This is a genomic window from Parachitinimonas caeni (assembly GCF_030129945.1).
GTDB lineage: Bacteria > Pseudomonadota > Gammaproteobacteria > Burkholderiales > Chitinimonadaceae > Parachitinimonas > Parachitinimonas caeni.
Window position 1 is genome coordinate 1 of record NZ_JARRAF010000004.1, and the last position, 14938, is coordinate 14938.

The window sequence follows — 14938 nt, forward strand, 5'->3', positions numbered from 1 at the left end:
TGGTTTTGTTTCCGGGCGCGCGGGGCGTTTTTTGGGGGCTGGGCTTGGCTGGGTGTGCGCTTTTTCGCGAGATAAATACGCTAACCCTAACGACGCCTTGCCCAAAAAATCGACCCGGCCCGGAGGGTTTCGCCGGATTTGGGCCTGCTGCCGCGTTAAAAATCGCTTGCTTAGCTCACTAAGCGGCGCGCTTTTTGCCTTGTATCAGGCCCAAATCCGACGAAACGCGATCCGGAAATAAAACGTCAACAGAGCCTAGAAGAGGCCGCGCAGGCGGATGGCCAGTGTGCCTGCGACGGGTGACAGGCCTCGCTCCGAACGGGCGCCGCCGGCCTGGCGGGTGGCAGCCAGGCCAAAACGCAGATGGGCACTCAACGGGGCTTCAAGGCTGGCGTACCAGGTTTGGCTACCATCGGCGAGACCGGTGTAGACCCCGGCGGTGAGGTCGCAGCCCGCGAGGGTCTGCGTGGCCGAGAGGCTCAGGTAGTGCCGCCGCATGCCTTGTGGAATCAGCATCTGTGCCAGGGTGGCGCGGTTGGCCTGGGTGAGCAGCGCAGGTTGCTGTGGACCGGCTTCGCGGTCGATCAGTTCCAGGTAGTGCCGGTATTGCGCATCGGAGAGGCCACGCCTGTCGTAAGCGTATTCGAGCTGGAAACGCGGCAGCTCGCGTGGGGTGAAGATGACGCCGATGGCTGCACGCGGGTAGGGCTCGTCATCGTTGGCCCGCACGCTGTCGAGGGTCTGCACGGGCGACTGCCGGGCCTGGCCCACCAACTCTGGCGCAATCGGGCGAGGAGTGCCTCGGGCGTGGTAAACCGAGCCGTAGTAGCTGAAGCTCTCGCCCAACGTGCCACTAAGGGTGGCGCCCACGCCGGTGGACTCGCCACTTGCCCGTCGTAACAGGATGGCGGCGCTCAGGCCGTCCCATTCATAGCCAAGCTTGAGCAGGCTTTGCTCCACGCCCCGGTTGAAACCATCGGGCGGATTCTCGAAATCTTTGCTGTAGACCGCCGCCAGACTGGCGCGACGACCCACCCAGCTGAATAGCAGCATTGGCACGCCTTCGCTCTGGCCCAGGCTATCGGTGGGGTCAGCCAGATCGGTGCGTTTCTGGAAGAAGCCCAGCGGCTGCAAGACATAAGACTGGTCGAGCGAATACTGGCGTTTGCCGACCGACACGCTGGTGCCCTCGCTCAGGGTGAAGACGCGATTCAGTTCCTGCACCCGGCTGCGCGAATGTTGGCCGTCCTGCCGGTTGTGTTCGGTTTCTAGGCGCAGCCGCCAGCTCACCTCCTGCCAGCGGCCTTCCAGCAGGCCGGCAAGGTGGAGCTGCTCGCTGGCGATGCCGGTGAAGTTGTCGGCATTCAAGGGGGCCCCGCGCACGCTGCGGGTTTGCCATTCGGCCAGCGCAAAGCCGCCAGCCCAGTCGTCTTCCGCCTGCGCCAGCGTGGCTGCGGTGAGCAGGCAGATCGTCGGCAGGGCCAGCCGGGCTTTCATTGTTCCAGACTACGCGGGTTGAACAACGCTGGCGGAAAGGTGGCGGCACTGAGCTTTTCAAACTCCACCCGGGTCTGTTCACTGGCGTCCTGCGGGTCGAGGTAGAGGGTGCTCGGCGGCAGATTGCCGCTGGCCGGGGTGAACTGGGCAATTTTCAGCAACTTGCCGCTGGCGACATGCAGCATGGCCTTGATGGGCACATAGCGGCTTTTCTGGCGGCTGACGATGAGTTCGATCCGGGTATAAGTGGCTTCGCGGTTCTTGCTGGTCAGCTGCAGGGCCAGGCATGGGCTGTCGGGGCAGCTCTGTGGCGGCAGCTCCATTTCGCTGGCGGTGTAGTCACTGGCAAAGCTGATGCGGGCGATATCGCCAATCGAAGCCTGGCCACGCAGGGTTTGCAGCGGCGTCAGCCGGATCGCCCGTTTGGTTCGGGGGGCATAGAAGAACAGCCCATTGTCAGTGGTCAGGAATTTCTGGCCGCGTTGATCAAAGCTGGTGGCTTCGACCAATACCTGATTCGGCCCGCCGCCCTTGATCAGATAAGTGCCCGGCTCTTGCTCCTTGCCGTCGCGTAGCGGCGTGATGCGCACCGAGGCTTCGAAGCTGGGCACCGGCATGCGGTAGTGGTCTACCTGCCGCAGGATGTCTTCGACAGGCAGATTGGCGGCTTGCGTCAGCGGCGTGGCAGCAAGCAGCAGGGTGAGCGGCAGCAGGCTTGGGCGGATGGTCATGATCGGGATGAAGGCTATGGTTAGGCGGGGGCGAGTCATCAAGTTCTGGCTGATGGCGCAATCAGGCCGGGGCCAGTGCGCTGACAATCGGCAGGCGACCCAGGCGGCGGCTGGTCCACCAGGCGGCCAGCATGGCGACCAGGGGCAGTGTCAGGCTGATGGGCAATACGTATTCAGGCAGCCACAGCAAATGCAGGATGACGCCACTATTGCGACCCGGCGGCGGTGGCAGTTCGATCTGCAGCAGATTGATGACAACGGTTGCGATTGCGGCGAGACCCGCGCCGATCAGACTGCTGGCCAGCCCGAGCAGCCAGCCTTCATGCACAAACAGCCGGCGAATGGTCTGGCTGGAGATCCCCATGGCACGCAGGGTGCCGATTTCACGCGCGCGTTCGAACAGGGTGGTGAGGGTCATGGTCGAGACGCTGAGGAACACCAGCAAGGCGATGACACTGCCAAACACCACAAACTGGTTGCGATAGAGCTGCAGCACCTGAGTGTAGAGCGGCGCCAGCTGTTGCCAGCCTTTCAGCTCGTAGCGGTGACCCAGGCGCAGGCCGATGCGGGCCTGTGTGGCTTCGCTGAGCGCGCTATCGTTGAGCAGGACGGCAAAGTACGAGAGTTTGTCGGTACGTAACAGCTCCTGCGCGGCCTCGATGGGCAATTGCAGCGAATACAGCTCGGTTTCGGGAATGCCGGTGGCGATCAGCCCGGCGACTTCGACGTCGATGGCGTTGATGGCCCCGCTGACGGTACTGCTCATGACCGTTACGGAATCACCCGGCTGTACGCCGAGGCGGCGGGCCATTTCCCGGCCCAGCAAGGCCCGGTAGACATTGCGGTCATGGGCTTGCAGGGGGACGCCGGCCGATAGCGTCTGAAACGCACCAAAGGCTTGCCGCTCGCGGCCGGGGTGGATGCCCTGGCCCTGAAAATTGAGGGTACGTGGGCCATTCGATACCAGACCACTGAACACCAGCCGTGGCACTACCCGCCGCACCGCCGCGTCACTTTCCAGACTGGCTTCGAGCCGGACCTGATCATCGCGCGTCAGTCCATACTGCAAGGGCTGATCGGCATAGCCATCAAACTGGCCCTGCAGGCCAATCTGAATATGACCCAGCCCGGCGCGGATGGTGCTTTCGCGCAGGCCGGTGAGGGTGGCGGCAATGTAGCCGACGAATAGCAGCAAGGCCAGATTGCCGATGCAGAGGGTGAACGCCAGCAATAGCGAGCGTCGTCCGTTGCGCCAGATATTGAGAAGTGCCAGTCGTAGCCACTGCATCAGCCTATCCTTTGGCCATCGGCCAGTTCGATCACGCTATTCGCCAGCTGCATGACACGCGGGTCGTGGGTGGCGATGACAAACGTCGTTTGCATGGTCTGGTTCAACTCGCTGATCAATTGCAGGATTTCGGCCGCCGTCTTGCTATCGAGGTTGCCGGTAGGTTCGTCGGCAATCACGAAGCGGGGCCGGCCGACCAGTGCGCGGGCGATGGCAACGCGCTGCTGCTGGCCGCCTGACAGCTCTCCGGGTTTGTGGGCGAGCCGGTAGCCCATGCCCACACGCTCCAGCATGGCGATGGCACGTTCGCGCCGCTGGGCGCGGCTCAGGGCTTGCGGCGCCAGCGCCAGCTCAACGTTTTCCAGGGCGCTCAGCACCGGCAGCAGATTGAACTGCTGGAACACGAAGCCGAGTTTGCGATTGCGGAACTCATCCAGTGCAGCCGGGCTGATGCTGGCCAGATCCTGACCATCGAGCCGCACCTCGCCGCTGTCGGGGACATCGAAGCGCGCCAGCAGATTCAGCAGGGTGCTTTTGCCACTGCCGGAAGGGCCGGCGATGGCGACCACTTCCGGGGCGTCGATGCTGAATGACAGATCGGTCAGGGCCACGATGCGCTCGCTGCCGCGTCGGTAATGCTTGGTGACTGATTCGACGGCCAGAATTGGCGGCTGCGGCCGGCTGGCGGGGGCCAGTGGCTGGCTTTGCGGGCTAGGGGGGGGCTGTAGATGTCCCATCAGTACACCAGTTCGATGCGCATTTCGTTGGCGCCGGGTTTGAGGTCGATGGCGGCGTCTTCAAATCGGGGCGGGCCCTGCTTGCCGCGTGCATTGCGCGAAAATCCCCAGCCTTCGGCCGGCATGCCGCCGGCGGTGTAATCAAACTGCCGATTGCCGTTTTCGTCGTGGTAGACCATCACCGCAAAGCGGCCGGAGCGCAGGGTGTCGAAGTGCAGCTTGACGCTGCCCCCGGCATCCGCCTGCACCATGCGGGACTGGTTGCAGGTCTTGAGAAAGTGGGCCTTGTCGCAGACCGAAGCCAGAATCCCGCCCTTGGCGTTGGCAATGCCGCTGACCTGTACCGTCAAGGTCGCCGGCGCCCCAACGGCCGGCTTGCCCGACACATAGCCCGCCAGCCACGCTACCAGCGCGCCAAAGCCGAGCATGATGAAAAACATCAGGCGCAAGGTGTGTTTGTTCATGAATCCCTCATGTTATGGGTGGGTTTGGCCAGTTGGTTCGGCTTGCGTTTATCAGCCTCTACGCGGCACCCAGCTGAAGCGCCGCACCGACAGCGCCAGACAGCCCCCCATCATGCCGAGCAGAATCAGCCCGCTATACAGTTCTGACTGCTGCTGCACGTTGCTGGCCAGACAGTGGCGCAGGCTTTCCACCATGGCATTGAGTGGCATGAAATCCAGTACGGTTCGAATCGTCGGGGGCAGGCCATTGACCGGAATCATCAGATTGCCCGAGAACATCAGCGGAAAGTACAGCAGATTGCAGAAGATGCTGGCGGCGGTCACGCTGTTCGAAACCGAGGCAATCAGTAGCCCCAGCGATAGAAACGCGCCGGTGCCCAGTGTCAGCATCAGCAGGGCGGCGGCCAGTTCCGGCCCACTTGGCGCCGGACGGACACCGTAAAACCACCAGGCGGCGGCGAACATCAGCAGGCTGGCCAGAAGCGTGACGACCAGCCGCGATAGCCACCATGCCACCACCACCCAGCCAGTCTTGATCGGGAACAGCTGGTATAGCCGGAACATGCCGCTCTCGCGCGCGGCAACCAGCGGGCCGGCAAAGCCCATCAGACCGGTGGACAGGATCACCATGCCAACCAGACCGGTGACCAGATACAGGCCGTAGCTGAGTGTGGGCGCGGATGACTCGGTTGCCGGCGGTATCTGCACCCGTTTCGGCTGGGAGAGGCCGTTCAGGTTGTAGTTGTCGCTCATGGCGTAGATCAGGCCGTAGGCGGCCTCGAAGGCTGGTCCGGTCGTCTGTTGGCCGCCCAGCTGCAAGGTCGTGGTCTGACCGGCGCCAACATTCGCCGCAAAACCCTTGGGCACCGTTACTACGATGTCCTGCCTGCCATCGGTCGGGCTGCTGTGCAGGCTGATCTTGAAGCCGACACTGCCCTGCATCGACAGGCCGGAGCGCAGTTGCCGCAGATAGGCCTGGCTGGCTGGGGTCTGGTCAAGATCGACCAGTGCCAGGGATACCGGCCCCAGTTTGCTGCCGCCTCCGAATAGCGCCATCTGCATGATCAGCAGCAGCAAGGGGAAGGCAAAGGTCCAGAACAGCGCCAGACGACCGCGCAGAAACAGCACAAGGTCGGCGCGAATCAGGTGTAGCAGTACTTTCAGCATCGGGTCAGTCCTGGGCCACGCGGGCGAGAAAGTCTTCGGTTGAGGCGGCTTCGAGACTGAAAGCCGACACCCCGTGGCGGTCAATGAATTGGCGGAAGCTCTGGTCGAAGCCATCGCCGCCTTGCAACAGCCAGCCGCGTGGGGTGGGCTGGGGCGGATGCAGCAGGCCCGGCAGCTGGTTCATGGCTTCGGCGGCAGCAGCGGGCAGGGGTTGCAGGATCTGGCCCTTGAAGCGGCCGGCATAACGCTCGACCAACTCGGGCAGGCTGCCTTCATCGACGATCTTGCCGTCGTTCATGCAGACAATGCGCTGCATGCCGACAAGATCGGTCGGGTGGTGCGAGATGATGACCAGTGTCATCGGTAACTGCTGCCACAGCTCGCGCACGGCGCGTACAAACCATTCATCCAGCCCCAGCGTCGGTTCGTCGAGCAAGGCGATTTCCGGTAGATGCGCCAGCGCCAGCCATAGCATTACCCGTTGCTTCTGGCCGCGGGACAGGACGTCCCATTCGCGCTCCTTCAGTTCGTCGAGACCAAGAGCACGGGTTACCTCGGCATCGCTGCGCGGGTACATGACCTGGTGCATGGCCATGATCTCGCGCACTTTGCTCTGGCCGGGCAGGTCGCCGCCCTGCAGCAAGCCGCCCAGCAGGTGGCGGCGATCGCCGCCGGGGGCGGTGCCGGCAAATTCGAGGCGAATCTGGCCGCGATCCGGCTGGCGCAAGCCGAGCAGCGTTTCCAGCAACAGGGTCTTGCCGCTGCCGTTGCGGCCGACCAGCGCCAGACGCTCGCCTCGTCGCACTGTCAACGGGCCAGGGGCCAGGGTGAAGGCGGCCGAGAGCTTGAGCTGGATGCCGTCGATCTGGATCGCTACCGGCGCATCGTTGACCGGATGGGGGCTGGGAGGCGGGGGGGCGATGGTGTCTGCCGTGCGGGCTTCGGGTGTTTCGATGCCATAGCGGGCCAATACCCGCTGGGCGTGGTGATGGTAACGCGGGTCTTGCATCGCCTGCCGCAGCTTGGCGACGCCGAGATCCCGGTTGCCGCCGTAGGCTTCGGGCGCGTTCAGCAAAAGTGTAGCGTGCTGGACCAGCAGGTCGGGATCATCGGGTATCAGCTCGGCAGCGCGGTTGAAGGCGGCGACTGCCTGCTGGCCCGCCGCCGCAACCTTCACCAGATTGGGACGCGCCAGGGCGATGGCCAGCACCGCCCGGCAGCCCCGCCACAACCAGAGCCGGCCCACTGGCAGGCAGTCGGCTTCCTGCAGCAGCAGATCAATGCCGGCTTCTTCGTCTCGCGGCAGTTTGTCGCCATTGTGGGCGCGCAGCAGCGCGTGCTGGATGCGGGCGCACAACAGGCTGTCGAGCAGGCCGGGCAGGCTGTGGTAGTCCTGCTCCGCCAAGGCAGCCAGCACAGGTTCCAGTTCGGACGGTTGTTTGCTGGCCCAGGCGGCAAACATGGCTTCGCGTGCCCGGTCTACCAAGGCTTGCTGGTCGGCAGTGAGCGGCGCTTTCGATAGCACACGCGGCAGGCTGCGGCCCAGGGCCGCTTCGACGAGCGCGACGATTTCGGCGTCGCTGACGGCCTGGCTGATTTGTTCGTAGAGCCGGCAGAGGCCGGCACTGCCCTGGCGTTCCAATAGCTCGGCGACCAGTTCGGCACCCACAGCACAGGCAGATTGGTAGACGCGGAGGTCGCTATCGGTCGTCTCGCCAAACATCGCATCGGCACTGCGACTGAGCAAACGGCGCAAGGGGGGAAGCAATTCCGGCTGGGCGGGGGGCAAGCTGGCGCCTGCTGCCTGCGAGGCCACATGGTGGGCCAAGCCTTCATCCAGCAAGCGCACGCCACAAGTCAGAAAACTGTGAGTGACTTCGTGGAACAGGGTGTCGCGCAGTCCCAGCGGGTAATCCGGTGACAAGGTGGATAACCGCATCAGCGTGAGACCGGGAAAGGCTTCGAGCGCCAGATGGACATCCTGCTGCTCGGCCCGGCACTGCAGCAGGATGGTGGGGGCGGGGCGCTGCAGCAACTGCCGGCAATGCTGGATGGCTTCATCGAACTGCTGTCGCAACAGGTCGGGCAGGGGCGCACTCCCTTGCACGAACACCGGGCCTTGCTCCTGCACCGGCAGGCGCCCGGTCGCCACTTCGCGATACACCGCAAAGCCTGGAAAGCGGCCACGCAAGGCGAATAGCTGTTGCAGGCAATGGCTGGCGCCATCGGCATTGCCCGCCGCTGCCTGCATCAGCATCTGCCTTCCCAATCGGCGCAGGCTATCGCCACCGGCCATGTCGATGGGTGTGGTGCTGATGTCGGCAGCTGGGGCGGGCCGGGTGGCTTCCAGCAATAGATTGTCGCTCATGCACTTTCCTTGCCGAACAACATGACCGACACCACGGTCTCGCTGACGCCATCAATATCGAGCAACGCAGCCAGCTCGTCATCGTAGTAGGCGCCGTAAACCAGTGAACCCAAGCCCAGCCCTTGTGCAACCAGACACAGGTTCTGCGACGCATGGCCGGCCTCGAGCAACGACATGCGATAGCCGCGACTGCCATATTTGGCTGTCGCCCGCTGTGGCAGGCTGGTCAGGGCCATGACCAGGGGGGCCTTGAAGCCGGCCTCGCCAGACTGGATTTCGACGCTGGTGAAGGCCGTGCCATCTTGCGGCTTGAGTTGGCGCAGGCAATGTTCACGCGCATCGTAATGGGCGATGCAGGGCTCTACGCCTTCGATCTGGTTCAAAAACAGGTAGAACTCGGTCGGGTAAAGCCCACCCGGCGAAGGGTAGGGCCGGAATGCCAGCTTGATATGCGGGGCATTGTGGCTTTGCATCCAGCGGTTCACGCGGATGGCGTGGTGCAGCAGGCTGGAAACCTGCTGTAGCGTGAGGCTGGCTTCAAACGCACGGGCGCTATGGCGGCCAGCCAGCGCTGTGGCCAGTTCGCCCAGTTCCAGTGCGGGTTCGGGCAGGTCGATGCGGGGGTTGGCTGCAAAATGGTTGTAACCCGCTGCGCCTTTGGCGATATAGCTGGGGTGGTGCAGATACCGCACGATGTTCTTCACCTGCCCGGAAAAAGTGGCACGGTGGAACTTGGTCTGCTCGTGCAGGATTTCGGTCACATTATCGAGGTCGAATTCTCCCGCCATGGCTTGTGGTGGCAGAAGGTCTTGCAGGCTGTCATTCATGGTGTTTTCTATCCCATTCTCAAGGGAAAGGGTGGGGGTCGGTATTGGCGGGGGGCACAGCAGGCAGGCCCCAGTGCCGGGCGATCTGCTGCAGACGCCGGGTGTCGAGGCTGATGCGGCCGTCGCCAAACAGCAGGGGCTGCAAGCCCGGCACCACGGTGCGCACGACCTGAAAGCCCAGCGAACCGATGTCAGCGGCGGTGACATCGGCAGCCAGTGCCCGGTAGCCCATCTGCCGCAATCGGCCGAGCAGGGCGGTCTCGTCGCTCAGCTGCTGCAGGGCCGGATCATCACTACGAATGACCTGTGGGTTATCAAACAGGAAGTCGAGCGTGGACTGTCGGGAGCGATCGAGAAAATAAGCAAAGTGGTCGCTCGGGTTGTCGATAGCGGTCCGCTCAGGCAAGGGCGAGCCTGACTGCAGAATGGAATCCGCCCAGATATAGCCGTGCAGCGACTCTATCACCGCTTTATTGATGGCCTGGGTGATCGACAGGTGGGCGCTGGCGCCCACCGACATGGTGGCGCCGTTGCGGTTACGAGCCAGGCACAGAACCACTGGCAGGCCAATGTCGGTACTGATGTCCCACAAGTCGATTTGCAGCGGCGAGGCTTGCAGGGCGTGCTGCACGCCAGGCAGCAGGCTGGCCAGGGTGGCGTCGGTCACTTGCAGGCGGCGTGGGGCATAGCGCATCTGCCACATGGCGGCAAAGGCGTCGCGCTCGATGGTTTCACATAGTCCCGACAAGATGGCGCGCTCGGCATCCATACCGCAGGCCAAACCGGTTGAGGAGGACTGAAACACAATCTCGCCCGGCTGTTTGACGCGCATGCCCAGATACACCAGCTGCGCCGGCAACCAGCACTCGCGCTCTGGTTCGGTCAGGTCTAAGGCGGGTACCCAGGCGCGGACCAGATCGGCGTCGGGCGCCGCAAATTCGAAGCCGGGCTGCCGGGTTTGCTCGGCGCTGAATAGCACAAAGTCTTCAAGCGGCGTGGCGGCGGCACCCAAAGCGTTCTGGCTGGCGTAGTGCAATTCGTCATCAAAAAAGGCGGAGGCCGAGTAGCGCTCGATGGCTTCACCAAACGCCGACCACAGGGCGGAGGTGCGGTCAAACGCGGCACCCGAACCGGCCAGACTGGCCCGGTCGCTGGCCAGCTGCTTGCTGCGACTGGGGTCGATCATCAGGGCTTTGAAGTCGATCATCATCGCGTTGAAGACAAACAGGCCGCGTGCGGCCGGGTGCTCGGTTTCTTCAAACAAGGCGGTGATGATGCCGTGGCGCCGATGCACCAGAGCCTGATGGATCATGGCCAGACGGCCTGCTTCGGACAGTCTTTCCATGGTTTACCCCTTGCGCCGCAGCTGGGCATGCAAAAACGCGGTGCCCACCGGACGCCCGGTATTGGCGGTGCCGCAGACCGGGCAGCGCGGCAGGCGCAAGACCAGACTGCGCTGGACTTCGCCACTGAAACTGTCGATTTCGCAAAACTGGCCCAGATGCAGGTTTTCCAGCGTGCCACTCAGATAGCGCATCACCATGCGCGAAGCTTCGGCAACGGCCCACTGAATGGCCAGTTTGCTGGGCAGCGCGTGGTAGAGCACATTGTCCGCAACGGCGCGCGAATCGAATTCGGCAACAAACCGACGGGTGGCCCGTACGCGGTGGAAGTAGCACTCATAACAGGCAGTGGCCTTGGGGATCACCAGCGGGCCGCACTGCACGGTGGTCCAGTCGATGCCCAGATACAGGCTGGTCATGTTGTGCGCGATGGCCTGCTGGTTGAGCTGTCGTGACTGCGCGAAATTTTCATAGTCGGCACAGGCCACCAGCATGCAACGACGATCCGGGAACGCCGGCAGCGTGGTGTCGGCGGATAGTCGCGTCACGGGTACGTCCATGTCGATCAAGGCTTGCGCCAGCGCATCAGCCAGGGCGCCTTTCCCTGCCAGCGCCACCATCCAGGTCGAGCTATCCATAGTCGAAGCCGGATCGACACCGATCTGGCCATCCGCTTCACGCCGATGCGCCAGATGCTGGTGGGTGGCATCTCCACGACTGCGTGCATCGTGGCTGACCAGAACCTTGGTCTGCGCCAACGACTTCACCGCCGCTTCGACCGCCGAGGCGGGAAACACGGCAGAGAGGGTCGAAGTCAGCTGATCGAGCACGATGCCATCCTGCGCGTGTTCCAGAATGCTTTTGATCATGCCGGCGCGATCTTCAACCGTGAAGCGGCGGCCCACGACGGAGAGCGCAATCTTGTCGTCGCCCAGTTGGGTGACTTCGGCCAGCGGAGAGAGGTAGAGACGTGAATTCATGGCGCTATCGTGGTCGGTATGGTTTGGGGTTTGGCCGATGAGACGGTGCGCGAGCACTGAAGCCGGCTGGCTGATCCTGCAACGGCTCCCGAGGTTTCGGGCGGGCTTCAAGCCGGGGATGGCCAGGCGGTCATCCCCGACACTGCAAACGGCATCCAGCCATCAGACCGCTGATGCCGCATCAGCACCTGCGTGCAGGGTGATTAGCAGCAGCAGGAGCAGGAGCAGGTGCAGCAGGAGATGCTGACGCCAGCCAGTGCGCCTTCCATATCGTCTTGCAGGTACTCGGCTTCGGTCGAATCAATGATGAGGATTTCGGTCGTTTCAATCGTGATATTCATTGCTACGTTTCCCTTCTCCGAATTGTTGGAAAAATGGGCAAACAAGTGTTTGCTTGGGGCAAACGACCAAGCCTGCCCGCAAACATCCTAATATGTTGAGAATAATTGAATCAAGAATTTGCGATGCTGCAACTGCACACAAAACATGAATTGCCGCGATACGCTTTGTTTAGCTGTTTGTCATTTAGATCAAATGATCTAAGTGAGCTTTTTTAGTGTTTCTCCACAATTAACCCGCAATGTGACGCGGTATAACGCAGTTCTTCTAAAAGATGCCGCTTGTTTTACAAGGTGCGTAGAGCTATGACACTAATTGTAAGGTTTGGTTGTCGATTCAAAGTATGTGATTGTGACGGAGGATGGGTGTCCCGATGAGTCAGGCTGGATACTGGTCGAATGGCTGATAACACCGGTATTGAATGACCACACCGGTTGCAAAAACGGTGTTGCCCGGTATGGCAATGCGGCAGCTCAGCAACTTCAGGGTCTGGTGTAATTGTTGTCGTCAGCGTTGAGCATGTCGGGATAAGCGGGCTGGCCCGTCAGCGGGGGGGATGCAATACTCAATCGAGATTGCAGGAGTGAGAACACGATGTTCAAGCTTTGCCGTGACATCCTTCCAATGGTCTGGGCCCTGGCAGCAATGCCTGCTGCCGCTTATACCAGCATCAAGTATGTTCAACCGGCGGTAGATGCCAATTTCTACAAGCCGGTTTCCGCGCCGGGGCAGCTGCTGACTTCGGCGTGGGTGAATCCGTTTTCATCACCGACCGGGGTGCCGATGCCTTGGTCGCACCTGAAGTCCGATACGCATCTGCGGCTTGCGGTGCTGGTGCCGCCAGGGGTGAGTGTCGCAACCGGTTATATCAATTCGTATTTCTTTTCTGAACAGCTGTTTGGCGCCTCTTACCTGGACGCCCCTTACTGCCCGAATACCAGTCGTCCGGCCGGCAAGCCCGTCTGCAGTTATCCGGGCGTGGATACCGGCAGTGATTACTTGTACAAGGGCGATTTGCCGGCGTATCGCGTATTCAATAACTGGATCTATCCGCAGGGAAGCATCAGCCCGGTTGTCAATGAACGCGCCCGATATGTCTACGTCAACGTCTACAACCCCGCAGGTTACGAATTCGTGTTTGGCCAGTTCGATGTGATGATGATGGTGGCTGATCCGGCGGCTTACCTGAGTTGGCTGAAAAAGCGCCCCTGGTCTGTTGTTTTCGATGGTACGCCAGGGCAATCGAGTGATGGTGTCGATAGCGCGACCACACCCGTCAACCCGACCAACCCGGCAACCTGGACGCCGACCCTGGCCAGCATCGACAGCCGCAACCCCAGAGCGGTGGAAATCAAAGGCTTCAAGGTGCCGTTGGCACCGGCGCATGCCAATATGCCCACCAGCCTGTTTGTATTCGCGACCATCGGCAACACCTTTTACTTCCTGACCCGGCAGGGCTGGCTGATACCAACGGCTCATACCAAGCCCTTCGAACTGAGCTACAACCAGGCCACCACCTCCGCCTACAGTGCCAACATCCTGCCCACACCAACCGATTTGAGCGGCTTTCGCAATCTGGATCTGTTCATTGGCTATGGCATCGACAACACGGGCACCGATGCCTTGACCGAAATGCAGCGCAGCAAGCGCGCCATCAAGCTGCTGCATCTGGACTGATTGGCCGGCATGGCTGGGGTTCGTCGCTGACTTAGGCTCTGTTGACGTCTGGGTTGTCACGTTTCTGCAGATCTGTCTTTGTAGAGCCTTCGCTGTGCGCTTACCGTTCCCGCAAACTCTCCTGCAGATGCTCAGAGAGCGGGCTGAGGAAGTATTCGATCACCCGGCGTTTGCCGATCTTGATCTCGGCTGAGACGGCCATGCCGGCCGCGAGGTTGACGTCCTTTTTCTCTACCCGCACTTGGCTGCGGCTCAGCTCCAGCCGGATCGGGTAAGTCAGGCCGCGCTTTTCGTCCTGCACCGCATCGTTCGAGACGGTCAGCACCTTGGCGTCGATGGTGCCGTACTTGGTGAAGTTGAAGGTTTCGACTTTCACCTCGGCTTGCTGGTCGGCATAGACAAAGCCGATGTCCTTGTTTTCAACCCAGGCTTCCACCACCAGCCGCCCTTGCTTGGGCACGATCTGCATCAGCGGCTCGGCCTCTTTCAATACCCCACCGATCGTATGCACGGCCAGCTGTTGCACTACGCCATCCACGGGTGCCGTCAGCGTCAGCAAATGGCGTCGCTGTTCCGCCTTGACCAACTCCTGTTTCAGGCTGCTGGCTTTGTCCTTGGCCTGGTTTAGTTGATCCAGTGTTGAGCGTTTTGCTTCCGCCAACAAGCTGATCCGCTGCTGCTGGTTCTGGGCAATGGCATGCTGGATCTCACGCTCCTTGCTGCGCTGGGCTGCCAGATCACGCTGGGTTTCGACCAGCGCCTGCTCTTTTTCGAGCAAGGCGTGCTTGGCCACAAAGTTCTTGTCGGCCAGACCTCGGAAGTCTTCGGCCCGTTGTTTGACCAAGGGCAGCGTATCAGCCAGTTTGGCGACCAGCTCGCGCGTGGTTTCCAGCTCGGCCTGACGGCGGGCGGTTTCTTCATCCAGTGTGGCCAGTTTGGCCTGCACTTCCTGATACTCGCCCAATAACAGACGTTGCTGGTCGGCCAGATTGAGGCGGGTCGGTGGCCTGAGTGGTTGTAGCTTCGGGGGCTTGCCGCTATTGAGTGCTTCGTACAGGGCTTGGGCCCGGGCCAGCGCCAGTTCAGCGGCTTCCAGTTCAGCGTCCAGTCGTTTGGCGTCGGCGCCGGCAACGGTGGCATCCAGCTCGACCAGGCTATCGCCGGCCTTTACCGGCTGGCCATCGCGCACCAGAATCTTGCGGATCACCGCCAGCTCGGGCGCTTGGATCGTCTTGGTCCGGTCATCCGGAATGATCTTGCCCTGAGCGACGGCCACGACGTCGATCTTGCCGAAGATGCTCCAGAGCAGGGCAAAGCCACAGAGAACAATCAGGGTCCACATGGTCGCCCGTGGAATGGGCGAAGGCGGGGTTTCCTGCAGTTCCAGCGCGGCGGGCAGGAATTGCGCCTCATGGGCCAGTCTTTCCTTGGGGTCCAGTTCTTCCCGGATATCCCAAGCGGCGCGCCAGACGGCGGCATAGCGTTTGAGCAGATCAAGGGTAGCAGCGAGTCTCATGGCA

Annotated in this window: 14 protein-coding genes; 2 read left to right on the plus strand and 12 right to left on the minus strand. The window is 61.9% G+C overall.

Annotated elements, in window-relative coordinates:
- On the plus strand, positions 1-241 hold a 241-nt coding region (locus PZA18_RS04250; RefSeq protein ID WP_284099555.1), incomplete at its 5' end, for a hypothetical protein.
- Between the two features lie 14 nt (positions 242-255).
- Here PZA18_RS04250 and PZA18_RS04255 read toward each other — a convergent pair.
- The 11 genes from PZA18_RS04255 to PZA18_RS04305 all read right to left on the minus strand — a co-directional run bounded on the left by PZA18_RS04255 (position 256) and on the right by PZA18_RS04305 (position 11743).
- Positions 256-1497, minus strand: a complete 1242-nt coding sequence (locus PZA18_RS04255) for a hypothetical protein (protein WP_284099556.1) — start codon at positions 1495-1497, stop codon at positions 256-258.
- Positions 1494-2267 (minus strand): outer membrane lipoprotein-sorting protein, encoded by a 774-nt coding sequence (locus PZA18_RS04260; RefSeq protein ID WP_284099557.1) that lies wholly within the window; start codon positions 2265-2267, stop codon positions 1494-1496. The genes PZA18_RS04255 and PZA18_RS04260 overlap by 4 nt, the downstream gene beginning before the upstream one ends.
- Positions 2268-2289: 22 nt before the next feature.
- Positions 2290-3516: an ABC transporter permease gene (locus PZA18_RS04265; protein ID WP_284099558.1), complete on the minus strand. Its 1227-nt coding sequence runs from the start codon at positions 3514-3516 to the stop codon at positions 2290-2292.
- Entirely contained in the window at positions 3516-4253 is a 738-nt protein-coding gene (locus PZA18_RS04270; RefSeq protein ID WP_284099559.1) for an ABC transporter ATP-binding protein, read from the minus strand. The genes PZA18_RS04265 and PZA18_RS04270 overlap by 1 nt, the downstream gene beginning before the upstream one ends.
- Positions 4253-4717 (minus strand): DUF2141 domain-containing protein, encoded by a 465-nt coding sequence (locus PZA18_RS04275; protein ID WP_284099560.1) that lies wholly within the window; start codon positions 4715-4717, stop codon positions 4253-4255. The genes PZA18_RS04270 and PZA18_RS04275 overlap by 1 nt, the downstream gene beginning before the upstream one ends.
- A 51-nt stretch (positions 4718-4768) precedes the next feature.
- Entirely contained in the window at positions 4769-5884 is a 1116-nt protein-coding gene (locus PZA18_RS04280; protein WP_284099561.1) for an ABC transporter permease, read from the minus strand.
- A 4-nt stretch (positions 5885-5888) separates the two neighbouring features.
- On the minus strand, positions 5889-8252 hold the full coding sequence (locus PZA18_RS04285; protein WP_284099562.1) for an ATP-binding cassette domain-containing protein: 2364 nt from the start codon (positions 8250-8252) through the stop codon (positions 5889-5891).
- Positions 8249-9079 carry a SagB family peptide dehydrogenase gene (locus tag PZA18_RS04290; RefSeq protein WP_284099563.1) on the minus strand — a complete coding sequence of 277 codons (831 nt, stop codon included), beginning with the start codon at positions 9077-9079 and terminating at the stop codon, positions 8249-8251. Before PZA18_RS04290 ends, PZA18_RS04285 begins: the two co-directional genes overlap by 4 nt.
- A 19-nt stretch (positions 9080-9098) precedes the next feature.
- A complete protein-coding gene (locus PZA18_RS04295; protein WP_284099564.1) occupies positions 9099-10424 on the minus strand; it encodes a YcaO-like family protein in 1326 nt (441 codons plus the stop codon).
- Positions 10425-10427: 3 nt separating this feature from the next.
- Positions 10428-11402 (minus strand): TOMM precursor leader peptide-binding protein, encoded by a 975-nt coding sequence (locus PZA18_RS04300; RefSeq protein WP_284099565.1) that lies wholly within the window; start codon positions 11400-11402, stop codon positions 10428-10430.
- Positions 11403-11605: 203 nt separating this feature from the next.
- Positions 11606-11743 (minus strand): hypothetical protein, encoded by a 138-nt coding sequence (locus tag PZA18_RS04305; RefSeq protein WP_284099566.1) that lies wholly within the window; start codon positions 11741-11743, stop codon positions 11606-11608.
- Positions 11744-12335: 592 nt separating this feature from the next.
- On the opposite strand from PZA18_RS04305, the gene PZA18_RS04310 reads away from it, so the two are divergent.
- Positions 12336-13418 carry a hypothetical protein gene (locus PZA18_RS04310; RefSeq protein WP_284099567.1) on the plus strand — a complete coding sequence of 361 codons (1083 nt, stop codon included), beginning with the start codon at positions 12336-12338 and terminating at the stop codon, positions 13416-13418.
- A 100-nt stretch (positions 13419-13518) separates the two neighbouring features.
- Here the strand turns inward: PZA18_RS04310 and PZA18_RS04315 are convergent, their stop codons facing one another.
- On the minus strand, positions 13519-14934 hold the full coding sequence (locus PZA18_RS04315; RefSeq protein ID WP_284099568.1) for an HlyD family type I secretion periplasmic adaptor subunit: 1416 nt from the start codon (positions 14932-14934) through the stop codon (positions 13519-13521).
- Between the last annotated feature and the right edge of the window lie 4 nt (positions 14935-14938).